The 13,644-nt window shown below is 69.6% G+C and carries 8 protein-coding genes, 1 tRNA gene and 1 pseudogene; 3 read left to right on the forward strand and 7 right to left on the reverse strand.

Annotated features, from left to right (window positions below):
* Positions 1-4,117: 4,117 nt before the first annotated feature.
* Positions 4,118-4,191, reverse strand: a tRNA-Ile gene (locus AC0NZQ_RS13595).
* 91 nt (positions 4,192-4,282) lie between these two features.
* Here AC0NZQ_RS13595 and AC0NZQ_RS13600 point away from each other — a divergent pair.
* Complete coding sequence (locus AC0NZQ_RS13600; RefSeq protein ID WP_474530387.1) at positions 4,283-5,296, forward strand: zinc-binding alcohol dehydrogenase family protein; 1,014 nt, start codon at positions 4,283-4,285, stop codon at positions 5,294-5,296.
* A gap of 431 nt (positions 5,297-5,727) precedes the next feature.
* Here the strand turns inward: AC0NZQ_RS13600 and AC0NZQ_RS13605 are convergent.
* Positions 5,728-6,519, reverse strand: a pseudogene (locus AC0NZQ_RS13605) (MFS transporter); the annotation flags it as partial.
* A gap of 43 nt (positions 6,520-6,562) precedes the next feature.
* Here AC0NZQ_RS13605 and AC0NZQ_RS13610 point away from each other — a divergent pair.
* Positions 6,563-7,186, forward strand: coding sequence for a TetR/AcrR family transcriptional regulator (locus tag AC0NZQ_RS13610; RefSeq protein WP_474530388.1), 624 nt, complete (start codon positions 6,563-6,565; stop codon positions 7,184-7,186).
* 14 nt (positions 7,187-7,200) lie between these two features.
* On the opposite strand, the gene AC0NZQ_RS13615 is transcribed toward AC0NZQ_RS13610, so the two are convergent.
* The 3 genes from AC0NZQ_RS13615 to AC0NZQ_RS13625 form a co-directional block, all read right to left on the reverse strand.
* Positions 7,201-8,949, reverse strand: a complete 1,749-nt coding sequence (locus AC0NZQ_RS13615; protein WP_474530389.1) for an ABC transporter ATP-binding protein — start codon at positions 8,947-8,949, stop codon at positions 7,201-7,203.
* Complete coding sequence (locus tag AC0NZQ_RS13620) at positions 8,946-10,622, reverse strand: ABC transporter transmembrane domain-containing protein (RefSeq protein ID WP_474530390.1); 1,677 nt, start codon at positions 10,620-10,622, stop codon at positions 8,946-8,948. Before AC0NZQ_RS13620 ends, AC0NZQ_RS13615 begins: the two co-directional genes overlap by 4 nt.
* 98 nt (positions 10,623-10,720) lie before the next feature.
* Positions 10,721-11,140, reverse strand: a complete 420-nt coding sequence (locus AC0NZQ_RS13625; RefSeq protein ID WP_474530391.1) for a VOC family protein — start codon at positions 11,138-11,140, stop codon at positions 10,721-10,723.
* Positions 11,141-11,262: 122 nt separating this feature from the next.
* On the opposite strand from AC0NZQ_RS13625, the gene AC0NZQ_RS13630 reads away from it, so the two are divergent.
* Positions 11,263-11,658, forward strand: coding sequence for a hypothetical protein (locus AC0NZQ_RS13630; RefSeq protein ID WP_474530393.1), 396 nt, complete (start codon positions 11,263-11,265; stop codon positions 11,656-11,658).
* A gap of 58 nt (positions 11,659-11,716) precedes the next feature.
* Here the strand turns inward: AC0NZQ_RS13630 and AC0NZQ_RS13635 are convergent, their stop codons facing one another.
* On the reverse strand, positions 11,717-12,064 hold the full coding sequence (locus tag AC0NZQ_RS13635) for a hypothetical protein (RefSeq protein WP_474530394.1): 348 nt from the start codon (positions 12,062-12,064) through the stop codon (positions 11,717-11,719).
* Between the two features lie 32 nt (positions 12,065-12,096).
* Positions 12,097-13,524: an HNH endonuclease signature motif containing protein gene (locus AC0NZQ_RS13640; protein WP_474530395.1), complete on the reverse strand. Its 1,428-nt coding sequence runs from the start codon at positions 13,522-13,524 to the stop codon at positions 12,097-12,099.
* Between the last annotated feature and the right edge of the window lie 120 nt (positions 13,525-13,644).

Below are 13,644 nucleotides of genomic sequence, written 5' to 3' on the forward strand. Positions count from 1 at the left end.
GGGTCTACCACTAGTAGCGTCGGTACCGCCGCCGCCGAAGTCCGGCTGCCGCTTCGTTACTCGGGGTCTCGCTCCCGATCGAGTTGACGTGCATGTCGCCAATCTCGGGGTCTTCGAGTGGCTCACATCGCTGCCGGGCGCATTTTGATCATTCATCCGGGGCTGCGACATCAGCGGGTGTCCATGCTGTCGTGCTGACGGTCATCGGCTGATTGCGTGGCACGTAGATGCTCGGCCCCGGCACGCTCAACGTGCAGCGGACGCCAGAGAACGTCACGCGGACGAACACACCGGCAATGACATGAACTTCTGTGCCGTTGGCGACGTCCCGCCCGAGCTGTAGCTCGAAGCTGGCGCTCGGCGATGGTGTGCTGTCGACGGGCTCGACTGTGACCGAACCGTGTGACCGTCCTTGCCCGTGCACCCTCGTGGCGATGGGCTTCCCCGGTGCGGACGATCTGAACACCTCAATCGTGGGGTGGCCGGAGACCCGGACAGCTGTGGTCGAGCGATTCACCAGCTCGACGTCCCCCGAGAAAACCCCTGTGGAGAAAGCAGCGCCCAACTGCAGAGCCATGCCCGGCCGATCGCACCGGTTGGGCGCCCTCGGCGCAGCAGAGTGCGCTGACGGAGTGCGAAAGGAATCGAGGGTTCGGGGCGGCTGGGTGGACCCGCACGCAGCGAGAACCATCGCCCCCACGAGTCGCGTCGCGATGCGGCGGTGCCGTGCCCAGCGGTTGCGTCCCACGCGTCGGACTCTAGACGCCCGGCCGCTCGATCCTCGGTCGCGTGAAACACCTGCCCGTGCTCGGGGAGGCTAAAGATCTTTTCCAGCCCTTGCCGCGCAGTCGGTCCACCGGCTGCAGATTGGCGTGGGAGGTCCGCTCAAGCCGCGCAACCAGTCGCGAGATTCGGTTTTGAATTTCCCATGTTAGTAGAGGGGAATCCGACGTCAAAAGGACGCCGAATTATATCCTTTGTCGCGTCGCAACGGTCAACTTGTGTTAGCTGGTGAATTTCTCAGAATTTAGCATCCAGGACGCTTATACGAAGCCAAATTTCCTGCGGGCGATGTCAGGCGCGCCTGGAAGTAGGTTGAATTTTTGTTGACTAGATACACGTTGTAGAAGTAATTCACCCAGGCATCAGCTTCGAAGGTATTGTAGCCACTGAGCGAACCGGTGCAGCTGCTGCTTCGATTATCCTGAATCCAGCCCTGCTGGCCAGGGAACCTATTGTCCTGCCCGGCGACGAAGCTACCGTCCCCGGAGAAGGTCCCGTAAGTGCTAAATCCGTTAGTAACGTCCCCGACTGTGATCTGAGTGTAAGTACCTGTATTTCGAAGACCGCGAAGAAGCCCGTTTGTCGCCTCCTGCATCCACTCATATTGGCTGACATACTGGACGGTGTTACTACCACCCGGGGGGTAAAGGTATGTGACGTAGAAGCGACCGCACCCACTGTCGCCGCAAATAGTCGCAGCTTCGGCCACCTTGGGTACCGCGATGCAGGTCGTGAGTCCAGCAATGGTCGCAATGATGCCACTTGCGAAGCTTTTGAGGTTTGAGCGCAAGGGGACTGAGGCCTCCTGGGTGATGCCGACGGTCGAATGCCGAGGCAGGCTTGGTGGGCACCTATGGATACACCGACGGTGGAGTGTGTTGCAAGCGCTATCTGTCGTGAGAAGACGGCCGCGCGGCGCCCGAACGCTCTCGCGATGCGCGCAGTTCGGGACTCCAGCATGGATCCGAGGAGTGTCATTTGTGATAATTGGCCGACAAGCGTCAAAGCGGTCGAATCTGGTGGGGCGTGGCGTAGGCCGTGTCCGTTGTTGGCCGCGCGCCTCGTGCGGTGTGGACGCAGGACTGCTTCTCAGGTTCACGTGACATGTACCGATGGCCCTTTCGAGGCGATCGATGCGCGGCGGGACAGAGCGTCATCGCTGCACGGAGCGGGCGCGACGCCAGCTTCGAATCGGCTGTTCTACACCGGTGTCAGGGTCAGGGTGCGCGACATCCGGCGCTGAGTCGCAGCGGTGGCAAGTGCGCGAAGCTGTGCGTGGCTTCCTCACCGACCTGAAGAGCTGAACGTGACCCAATCTGATGGATGCCGGGATTACGCCGCTGTGTCAGGTTCGTGGAGTGTCTTGGTCGCACGGAAGTCGACGGCTCGTCGGTCCGGATTCAGCCCGGCGCCGGGTGGCCAACGATCTTCACTGCCCCTGTCTGGCGCACCTACGGTTCCGACGCGGCATCCATGCGGAGCAAGGACGGCGCGGGCACGCCGGCGTCGGAGCTGTAGGACTAGCTGTGTGACCGACACGTTGTTGTCAGGCGATGAGCCGGCCGATGGGTGGTTGCCTGCCGAGGCGGCTTGGAGTGTTGTGCGGTGGAGCGAACGAGGAAGCCGTCAAGGGCGGGGGTGGCGGGCAGTGATATGGGCCAGACGCGGGCGTAGGCCTGCTCGGTGGACAGGGTGCGGTTGAACCGCTTGGCTTGGCTGTCGGTCCAGGGGCAGCGGGGCGTGGTGAAGCGACGTTCGACTTACCGGCTGGTGCAGGCGACGGTCGATTCGCTGCCGTGGCGAGAAACCGTGGCGTTGTGGCTCAGGAGGCGGTCGGCGGTGAGGCCGTGGGCGGCGAATCAGGTCGCGCGGTGCAGGAACCCGTCATTCGTGACGTCTTTCTCGTCGTCGTGGCCCCCGGGAAAGGCCAGGCGGGTGTGCTTGTCGATCGCGTTGTGGGCAAGGTGGTAGCCGATGCCGCGGCACCGGACTGCTTCGCTACGGCTATGGGCGCCTCCAGGCGCTGGCCCGGATACGGCGTTCTGCTGCTCTTAAGGTTTCACCCCTGGGCGGGACCTAGCATCCTGGACGCTTGTAGAATGATAGATTTCCCGCGGGCGATGTCAGGCGTGCCTGATAATAAGTCGAGTTCTGCTTGACAAGTGCCACGTTGCTAAAATATTTCACCCACGCATCCGCTTCGCTGGTGTTGGTGCCGCTGAGCGAGCCGGTGCAGCTGGTACGCCTATTATCTTGAATCCAGCCGGGCTGGCCATCGGAGCTACCCACCCCTCGGTCAGCGGCGAAACTCCCGTCCCCGTAGAAGAAGGCCTGGACGTTGAATCCATTAGTGACGTCCCCGACGGACATATCACTGTACTGGCTTGTGCTGCCGAGACCTCGAAGGAGTCCGCTAGTTGCCTCCTGCATCCATTCGTATTGGCTCACGTACTGGACGGTCGTTGTGCCACCTGCCCGGTAGTCGTACGTCACGTAAAATCGGCCGCAGCCACTATTGCCACAGTTGGTGGCGGCTTCGGCTGCTTGGTCAAGGGAGCTGCAGACAGTCAGTCCGGCCACGATCGCAACGACGCCCCTTGTGAACCTTCTGAGTTTCGGTTGCGAGGATATTGTGCCCTCCCGGAGGTGATGCCACCGGTCGAATGCGGAGGCAGGTGTGTGATCGGCCTCCCTGTGTACACCGGTGGTGGGTCTGCTGGCAAGGGCACACAGTCCCGTACGGACCCGCCGTTTCTCCGCCGCATGTACGAGCGGCATGACTTCGTTTCGACCTTGACGCCGATCCTCGAAAAGCTGCGGTCGGGATGTCAGTCAGGGAAGGAGTAGTGGGTAGGGTCAGATTCACCACGTGATTCGGGGTGCGTAAACACAAAACCGATCGCGAGACGGATACCGAATATTAGACGAGTAGCCCCGTTACTCGTTCGCGGTCTTGGCAACGAAGGTGCAGGCGCATCCCCCCTCGCTGGGGCGAACGCGACCTGCTAATCAAAAGTCAACGTTGTTTATCGTGCAGCTGCAAAGGCTTGCCGGCGCGCATGCCCGTGTCGTGCACGAGACGTAAATTCCCCGAGTCGCGACGGTGTGTCATTGCAGGTGTCCGTCAGCCTGGCCAGGGCAGGGTCGGCGAGCACGAGGGCCGCATGATCGGGCACGGTGGGCGGTGTCATCCTGGTCATCGGCGAGCCGCTCAACTCGACCTCCTCGGGAGACAGGCGAACGGTTGCCGCAGCGAGCAGTAGTGCATGGCAGCGGTCTGTGTGGGATAAGAATCTGCTCTGACGGCGCTACAGGCCCCGGAATTAGGGAGGTGTGGGGCGGGTCGGGCTCGAACCGACGACCCAGGGATTATGAGTCCCCTGCTCTAACCTGCTGAGCTACCGCCCCGGAGAGGGCCAACCTACTGGGTGTGCCGTCGTCGCGTCGGCGCGGCCGCTCCGCAGCCCATCTGCGATGTCCCGTGGGTAGGTCAACAGCTATGAGTACCGCAACCAGCACGACGGCCATCGCCTCCCTGCGTCCGGGCGGGGTGGACGACGCCGATTCCTTCGCCGAGATCGAGCTCCCGCTGCCGCCGCTGCCGGCAGGCGAGGTGCTCGTCGAGGTGCGAGCGGTGTCGGTCAACCCGGTGGACTACAAGCTCCGGCAGTTCTTCGACCCCGCCGACGGACCCAAGGTGCTGGGCTTCGACGCGGCCGGAATCGTCCGTGAGGTGGGCGAGGGCGTCACGGACCTCGCCGTCGGGGACGAGGTCTGGTATTCCGGGTCGTCCATCGACCGGCCGGGGAGTAACGCGCGGTTGCAGCAGGTCGAGGCGAGGGTCGTGGCCCGCAAGCCGACGAGCCTGGACTTCGGCGAGGCGGCGGCGCTGCCGCTGACCGCGATGACGGCGTGGGAGTGCCTCTTCGACCGGCTGGGTCTCGGACCGGAGAGCACCGGCACGCTGCTCGTCGTCGGCGGCGCCGGGGGAGTGGGCTCGGTGATCACGCAGCTGGCCCGCGCCCGCACCGGACTGACGGTGATCGCCACCGGCGGACGTCCGGAGTCGGCGCGGTGGGCCACCGAGATGGGTGCCCACCATGTCGTCGACCACCACGATCTCGTCGCCGCGGTGCGGGAGGTCGCCCCCGACGGCGTCGACTACGTCTACAGCGCACACTCCAGCGGCAATGCCGAGGCCTACGCCGAGCTGCTCCCCGTCCATGGCCAGGTCGTGGCGATCGACGACCCCGAGGGCCTGGACCTCATGCCGCTGAAGCCGAAGAGCCAGACCTGGCACTGGGAGTTCCTCTACTCCCGCCCGATCCAGCACCCGTCCGACCGGCACCACCGAGAGATGCTCGACCAGCTCGCTGCCATGGTCGACGCCGGCGAGCTGCGGACCACCGTCACCACCCGCCTCGGGCGGCTGGACCCCGACACCCTCCGCGAGGCGCACCGCCGGATCGAGTCCGGCACGGTGGTCGGCAAGATCGTCCTCACCGTCGAGTAGGTCAGCCGGTCACCCAGGCACTCCGGCCGGGTGAGCGTGCGCCGCTGCAGCACGAGCCCGGCGCCGGCCAGCGCGGCCAGGACCACGACCGCGAGGCCGTACTCGGTCGCAGTGCCGACCACGTCGGCGTTGTGCACCGCGAGCAGACCGCCGAGCATGGCGGGGACGCCGAGAGCCAGGTACGACACCACGTAGACCACCGACATCAGTCCGGCCCGCTCGTGTGCGCGGGCCAGCGGCACGACGCTGCGGACCGCGCCGGGGAAGGCCGCACCGAAGCCGAGCCCTGCCACCGGGATGGTGAGGCAGAGCAGCAGGGCCGAGTCCAGCGCCACCGCGCCGAGGCTCAGGGCCGTCCCGAGCGCCATGCCGGCGGTGCCCAGCGCCATCACCCGCGTCGGCTCGGCGTTGCGCAGCGCGATGGTCGAGACGGTCGCGCCGAGCGCCACGAGGAACAGCGGCAGCCCGCCGAGCAGGACGTCGTCGGAGCCGGAGAGGGATCGCATCAGCGACGGTCCGAGCGAGGCGAAGAAGCTCGGCAGTGCCCAGGCGGCGATGAGTGCGGGCGTCGCCACCACGACGGCTCGTCGCGCCCGGGGCGGCAGCGCGATCTCCGGTCGCAGCGACCGCAGGGCCCCCGACGCGGGGGAGACGGTCTCGCGCATCAGCAGCAAGCCGGCGAACTGCACCGCGAAGATCGCCAGCAGCAGCACGTAGACCAGCTGGGTCGGCGCGGGGAGGAACTGGACCACGAGCCCGGCACCGATCGCGCCGAGTCCCGTCCCCGCCGGCGTCACGATGGTGTTGGCCAGCACGCCCCGCCGCGGGTCCACGTCGATCAGCGCCGCGGCGATGGCGCCGGAGGCGGCGCCGGTGGCGATGCCCTGGACCACGCGAGCGACGACCAGGCCCGCGACGCCGCCCGCCACCAGGAAGCCGGCGGTGGCCAACAGCTGCAGGGCGATCGCCGCGAGGAGGACGGGGCGCCGTCCGACGTGATCGGAGAGCCGGCCCAGGACGAGCAGCGACACCAGCACGGCCAGGGCGTAGACGCCGAAGACGATGGTGGTCGTCATCGCCGAGAAGTCCCACTCCGCGGCGTAGGTGCCGTACAGCGGGGTGGGCGCGGCCGAGGCGCCGAGGAAGGAGATCGGCAGCGTGGCGAGCAGCCAGAAGCTGGCGCGCGACGAGAGAGCGGGCTTACTAGACAGAGCTGTCTGCATGCCGGTCACGCTAGACAGACCTGTCTGTTAGAGTCAAGGCATCATGACCGAGACCGCCGCCACCACACGTTCCACCCAACGTGCCACCACAGGTGCCACTGCCCGTCCGTCGGCGAGGCAGCGGCTGCTCGACGCCGCCGGCGAGCTCTTCTACGCCGAGGGCGTCCACACCGTCGGCATCGATCGTGTCATCGAGCGGGCCGGCGTGGCCAAGGCCTCGCTGTACTCGACCTTCGGCAGCAAGGACGCGCTCGTCCGCGCCTACCTCGAGGAGCGACACGAGGTGGTCCGGGCCCGCGTCGAGGCGGTGCGCGAGCGCTGGCAGAGCCCGCGGGACCGGCTCGTCGGCGTCTTCGTCACGCAGGGCGAGGCGATGTTGCGCCCCGGCTACTGCGGCTGCCCCTTCATCTCCGCGACGTCGGAGAACGGCCCGGAGAGCGGCGCCTGGCAGGCCAGCGCCGCGCACCGGACGTGGTTCCTGGGCTTCCTCGCCGAGCTGCTGCGGGAGGCGGGTGTGGCAGATGACCGGGCCGAACCGCTGGCCCGGCAGCTCTACATGATCTACGACGGGGCGACGCTGTCGTTCCGGTTGGACGGCAACCCCGCCGCCGCCGAGATCGCCCGCGACGCCGCCGCCAACCTGCTCGACGCCGTCCTGCCGAGCTGACGAGATCGGGCGTCCTACCCGCTGCCGGACCAGGCCCGCCACAGCCGGGCATAGCGACCGTCGGCGGTGACCAGCTCGTCGTGGGTGCCCTGCTCGACGACCCGTCCGCCGTCGAGGACGAGGATGCGGTCGCAGGCGGCGGCCTGGGTGAGCCGGTGCGCCACGACCAGGGCGGCACGCCCGTCGATGGCGGCGAGGGCGGCACGGTCCAGCTCGCGGGCCCCGGCTGAGCCGGCCTCCGCGGTGGCTTCGTCCAGGACCACGACGCGCGGGTCGGCCAGCACGATCCGGGCGAGCGCGAGCTGCTGTGCCCGCGCCGCCCCCAGCGCCGTGCCGTGCTCCCCGACCACGGTCTGCAGGCCGTGGTCCAGGGCGTCGACCCAGCCCCGGGCCCCGACCCGGTCGAGGGCGTCGTGGAGCTGCTCGGTGGTGGCGTCCGGACGGGCCAGCGTGAGGTTGTCGGCCAGCGTGCCGGCGAATACGTGCAGCTCCTGGCTCACCACGCAGACGTGCCGGCGCAGGGTGGCCTCGGTGATCGTGGCGGTGTCGCGGTCGCCGAGCAGCACCCGTCCGGAGGTCGGAGCCAATTGCCCGGCGGCGATCGCGCCCAGCGTGGTCTTGCCCGCCCCGGTCGCACCCACCAGCGCCACCGTCTCGCCGGGGGAGAGGGTCAGGTCGATGCCGGTCAGCACCGGACGCTCGCGGGTGTACTCGTGGCCGACGCCCTGCAGCCGCAGTGCGGCCTCCGGCGGAGCCGGTTCCGCCGAGCCGTCGGGCATCGGCAGCGACACCACACCGGCCATGCGTGCCAGCGAGGCGCCGCTGGCCTGGATCTCGTCGAAGGAGAAGAGCAGCCCGGCGATGGGGTTGAAGAGTCGGTGGAAGTACAGCGCGGCCGCCGTCGCCTCGCCGACGGTCCCGGCCCCGCTGCGCACGAGCAGGAAGCCCGCGCCCAACACCAGGACCAGCCCGACGAGCTCGCTGCCGTTGCACCGCGCGCCGAAGCGGAGCAGCACGGTGAAGACCTCGACGGCCAGCTCCGCGGCGTGGCGGGAGTGCCGCCGCACCCGCTGCAGATGCCCCTGCTCCAGGTGCAGCGCCCGCAGCGTCTGCGCCCCCTGCAGCCCGGTGACGAGGGCCTCGGCGCGCTCACCCTGCGCGATCCGCTGCCGCCGGTACATCGGACCGGAGCGGCCGAGGTACCACCGCAGCGCCAACAGGTAGCAGGGCACCGCGGCGAGTCCGGCCAGGCCGAGACGCCAGTCCAGCGCCAGGAGTCCGGCACCGGTGAAGAGCGTGATCACCAGCGAGTTCAGCAGCTGCGGCACCACGTCGTTGAGTGCCGTCGTCACCTGCCGCACGTCGTCGCCGACGCGGGAGAGCACGTCGCCTGCCCCGGCCGCCTCGAGGCGCTGCGTGGGCAGGTGGACGGCGTGGTCCAGGACGTCCTCGCGGAGCTCGGCCAGCGCCGGAGCGGTCACCCGGCTGAGCGCCGCCGTCGAGAGCGCCGTGAAGACCCCGCCGAGGACGGCCGCAGCCGCGATGACGACACCCAGCGTGGTGATCCGATCCGGGTCGGCGCCGTCGCGGACGGCGTCCACGATCAGCCCGAGCGCCCACGGCGCCACCAGCGCGCAGGCGCCGGAGCCGAGGAAGGCGGCGACGGTGAGGACGAGCGCCAGCGGCCGGCGGCGCAGGGCGTCCCACAACAGCCGCGCGGTCTCGCCGGCCGGGGCGATGCGCAGGATGTCGCGCTCGGTCACCGCAGCACCGTCACGGCGTAGGCGGGGTCGCTGCCGAGCAGGTCCCGGTGCGTTCCGACGGCGGCGACCCGGCCGTGCCGGATCACGACGACCTCGTCGGCGACGTCCAGGAAGGCGGGACTACTGGTGAGGACGACGGTGGTGAGCCCGCCGCGGCAGCGCCGGACCCCGTCGGCGACGTCGCGTTCGGTGACGGCGTCGACGGCGCTGGTGGGGTCGTGCAGCACGAGCACCGGACTGCCGGTGGCCAGCGCGCGGGCGAGGGCGAGTCGTTGCCGCTGCCCGCCGGAGAGGGTCCGGCCCGCCGCCGTCACCGGTGCGGCGAGGCCGCCGGGCAGGGCGGCGACGACGTCGGCCGCGCCCGCCGCGCGCAGGGCGTCGTCGAGGTCGCGAACCGGCAGCCGTCCGGTCGGGTCGACGTTGTCGCCGACAGTGCCCTCGAAGAGGTGGGCGTCGTGCGGGCTCACGACGAGCACCCGGCGTCGGGCGTCGGTTGCCAGCTCGGCCAACGCCACACCCCCGAGCCGGACGGAGCCGGACTCGGGCGTTCGTTCCCCGGCGAGCAGGGCGATGACCGCGTCGGCGGCGGCGGGGTCGTCCACGGCCACCGCGGTGAGACGCCCGGGGCTCGGCTGCAGGGTGACGCCGCGCAATGGACCGGCGTTGACATCGCGCAGTTCCAGTTCCATGCCGTCGGGGCGCGCCTCGCCCGCCGGGATGAGCCGCCCCGCGGCGAGGTAGCGGGCGATGCGGCCGGCCGAGGCGTGGGCCGACGCGCCGAAGGCGCTGATCTCACCGAGCGCGGAGACCGGCTCGGCGAGGAACTGGGTCAGCCCGACCACGGCGATGAGCTCGCCGAGGGTGATGTCGCCGTCCAGCGTCAGCCGTCCCGCCACCAGCGCCACGACGGCGAGGAAGACGCCGCTCAACGCGGTGGAGGCGCCGAAGAGGTAGCCGTGCGCGCTGGCCGTGCTGATCCCGGCGTTGCGGGCCCGGCGGCTCGCCCGCCGGTACCGGGCCAGCCCCGCGGCCTCGCCGCCGATGCCCTTGAGCGGACGCAGGCCGGTGAGCAGGTCGGTGGCGACGCCGGTCGCGCCGGCGATGGCGTCCTGCTGCCGGTCGGTGCGCCGCGACACCAGCGGGCTCGCCAGCTGCACCAACCCCAGCACCACCGGCACGCCGAGCAGAACGAGCAGGCCCAGGCGCAGGTCGATCGCGAGCAGGTACACCGCGGTGACGACGATGCCGGTGAGCGCCGCCGACGCGAAGGCGAGCAGCCGCAGCAGCAGGCCGACCTGGTCGGCGTCGGTGGTGGCGAGGGAGAGCGTCTCGCCGGGCAGCTGCGAGGTCGCCACGCCCTGCGGATGCAGCGCGTGGGCGGCAATCTCGGCCCGCAGCTCGTGGGCCTCGAGCTCGGCCGCCCGCGCACCCACCCGAGCCCCGAACCGGTAGCCGTAGCTCAGCACGATCATGAGGGCGGCGAGCACGCCTAGCCAGAGCGCGAAGGCCCCGCCGTCACCGGGGAGGATGCCGTTGTCGATCACCGCGCCGATCACGACGGGGACCATGGCCTCGCTGACCGCCCAGACCGCATGCAGCGCGTAGGACGCGGCGAGCGCTCGCCGTCGCCGCAGCACCATGCGGCGCAGCACCGACCACGCCGACCAGCGCACCGGACCTCCCTGTTAGGCATGCCTTACTTGGCAGCTTAGGGCCTGGTCCGGGGCCGTCGACGACGGGGACCCGAACCGGCGGGTGGCCCGGCGCGGGATCAGCTGGCCCGCGACGAGATCTGCTGCACCGCCCAGCCGTTGCCGTCGGGATCGGAGAAGAAGAGGAAGCCGACGTTGTCCAGCGGGTCCGGGGTGGGGAAGGGGTTCTCACCGAGGACCTGGACGTCGCCCGTGGCCACACCCCGCGCCAGCAGCTCGTCGCGCGCCGCCCGGATGTCGGGGACGACCAGCTGCAGGCCGCGCAGCGATCCCGGCGTCATGTCGTCGGCGCCGAAACCGCGTCCGATGACGATGGAGCACCCCGAACCCGGCGGCGTCAGCTGGACCAGCCGCATGCCCGGTCCGTCGGGCTCGCCGATGTCGTGATCCACGACGAAGCCGAGCTGCTCGCTGTAGAAAGCCTTGGCCCGGTCGACGTCCGAGACCGGGACCACGACCACCTCGAGTGTCCATCGCATCCGGGCACCGCAGCCCGTCACGCGGCGGGGCAGTGGACTCTCGTCACCCGTGCCGACGGTGGGTGCAGCGGCATGGGCGTCCTTGATCGACGGCGGGACCGCCCTGCCACCACAATGCCCGAGTGACTCCGCTTGCGCGCCGGAAGCTGCTCTCCGATGCCGTCGACTGGCGATTCGACGCCCAGGGCGGCTGGCGGGCGTTCACGACGCGCCACCAGCCGTGGGCCACCACCACGTTCCGCTCGGCGGGCGGTACGGAGTGGATGGTCACCGTTGCGCGGCCGACCGGCCTCGGACATCTCACGTCCGCCGCGAAACCCCTCTCGGACGCCACCGGCGGTCCCGGTCTCTCCACCAACGGGTCGAGCTGGCTGGTGCAGGCGGCTCACCCGCCTGCAGGCTGGCGTTCCACGCCACGGACCGTGCTTCGCGAGTACGTCGGCTGGGACGCCCTGGTCATTCCCATGGTCAACGCCCTGGTCGCCGCGCTGCTGGCGGACGTCCCGCTGCCCGACTAGCGCTGCCACCGGCCCACCGCGCCCCTGGTGACGCCGAACTGCCGATGAAGCTGGCAGCTCAGTCGAGCTGGCCCGTTCTTTCCGTGCCGGTGTCGAAGTAGGCGGTGAGGTAGTCGGTCGTGGCGAGCGAGCTGTCGCGCAGGAGCGAGAAGACCTCGGAACCCTCACCCGGTGGATCGACCATGGCGTACGCCTGCGCGAGACCGGTGTAGCGCACGTCGAGGTCGCCGGCATATTCCTCGGCCTCGGCTTCGGCGAGCTCGATGGCCTGCTCGAAGCCGGTGGCCCGCCAGATGGTCACGCGCTCCTCGTAGCGCGTGACGGCGACGGCCGCCGACCCTGTCTCGGCGTCCACCGTCCCCAGGTCGAAGACACAGCGAACGCCGAACCATCCCGATGACCTCATGGTTCCAGTGTGGCGGCCGGGCGCGGGGGATATCAGCGAAGGCTGAGGGGGTGGTGGGCGTGGTTGTGGTGTGGGGTTTGGGTGGGGTCGAGCCAGGCTGGTGGGGTCCAGTGGGGTCGTTGGTTGATCATGGTGACGGTCCAGCCTTGCCGGTCTTTTTCGCGGTGGTGGTGTCGGCAGAGCAGGTGACCGTTGTTGATGCTGGTGGGGCCGCCGTCGGCCCGGGCGGTGAGGTGGTCGGCTTCGCACCAGAGGGCGGGCGTGGTGCAGCCGGGGAAGCTGCAGCCGCCGTCGCGGGCGGTGAAGACGAGTCGCTGGTTCTGGGTGAAGAGCCGCTGGGATTGGCCGTAGGCGGCGACCGGGCGGACGGTCCGGAAGATCGTCGAGACCTCCGGCGGCCAGGTGTCGGGTGCGGCATCAGGTGGGCCGCCGGGTGGGCCGCTGGGTGGGTCGTCGGGTGGGTCGTGGGGTGGGTCGTCGGTGTCGAAGAGGACAGGCAGGAACCTGGCCTCGCCGCCGGCGATGCGGCTGGCGTCGCTGGTGGGGACGAGGGCGCCGTGACCGGTGCGGACCAGGCCGTGTCCGTCGCGCCACTGCTCGGTGGTGGCGGTGAGGATCACGGTGGCGACGACCCCGTTCACGGTGGGCAGTTCCCCGGCCCGCAGCACCAGCCGCAGCGCGTCGGCGAGTCCGTCGTGCTGCCGCTGCTCCAGCGTCCGGCCATCAGCGACACCCTCGGCTGCCGGTTTCGGCGCGGCGGTGGCGTCCAGCACCGTCAGCAACAGCTCGCCCAATTCAGCCGTCCCCTCGAAACGACCGGTCACTGATCCGTCCGGACGCTGACGCATCGTCAGGCTGCGGCGTCGGTCCCGATACTCGACGTCACGCAGGGTGCCGTCCGGGTCGAGGGTGTCGACCAGCCGGCGGGTCACCGTGGCCAGCGTGTCGGGGGTGAACTGGCGGGCCTGCTCGACCAGGAACGCCTCGATCTCGGCCATCCGACCCGCCCCGCCAGCCACCTGACCGGTCTCGTCGACCGCATCGGGGAGCCGATCGAGGGCATCGGCGATGACGGCGGCATGCCGCGGTGAGATCTGTCCTGACTGCTGCGCGGCGGCCACCTGCGGAAGCAGTGCCGGCAACACCTCACCGCTCAGCGCCTGCCGTGGCGTGAACCGGTCGGCCGCCCTGACCCGCGCCGTGGCCTCGCTGCGCGACAACCGCAGCAGCTGCGACAACAGCACCGACGTCTTCGCGCACCCGTATGCGAACGCGACCCCACGCCGGTCCACCTCGGCCGCGACCCGCTCCTGCACCGGCGCCACCCGCCGCGCCACCGTCTCGACCTCCCGCGCAAACTGCAGCGTCTCCTCATCAGACAACCCGTCCAACGCCACATCGCCCAGCGCGTCGAGGGCAGCGTGCAACCGAGCCAGCGCCTCGCCGATACCCTCCTCCATACAATCGAGCATATTCGAACATGCCAGTCATAGCAGTACATTCCGCGTTGGATTCACACCGCGAGCCGGTCGAGGTTGGCCCCATCAGGACGCGCCCACCGCGGCCACATCGCCGCGCTC

It is taken from the genome of Jatrophihabitans sp. sgz311053 (assembly GCF_056135305.1).

Coding starts and splice junctions, on each gene's coding strand:
- AC0NZQ_RS13640 (WP_474530395.1), bottom strand. CDS start 13,524: ATGGAGGAGGGTATCGGCGAGGCGCTGGCTCGGTTGCACGCTGCCCTC.
- AC0NZQ_RS13635 (WP_474530394.1), bottom strand. CDS start 12,064: ATGAGGTCATCGGGATGGTTCGGCGTTCGCTGTGTCTTCGACCTGGGG.
- AC0NZQ_RS13610 (WP_474530388.1), top strand. CDS start 6,563: ATGACCGAGACCGCCGCCACCACACGTTCCACCCAACGTGCCACCACA.
- AC0NZQ_RS13625 (WP_474530391.1), bottom strand. CDS start 11,140: ATGCGATGGACACTCGAGGTGGTCGTGGTCCCGGTCTCGGACGTCGAC.
- AC0NZQ_RS13600 (WP_474530387.1), top strand. CDS start 4,283: ATGAGTACCGCAACCAGCACGACGGCCATCGCCTCCCTGCGTCCGGGC.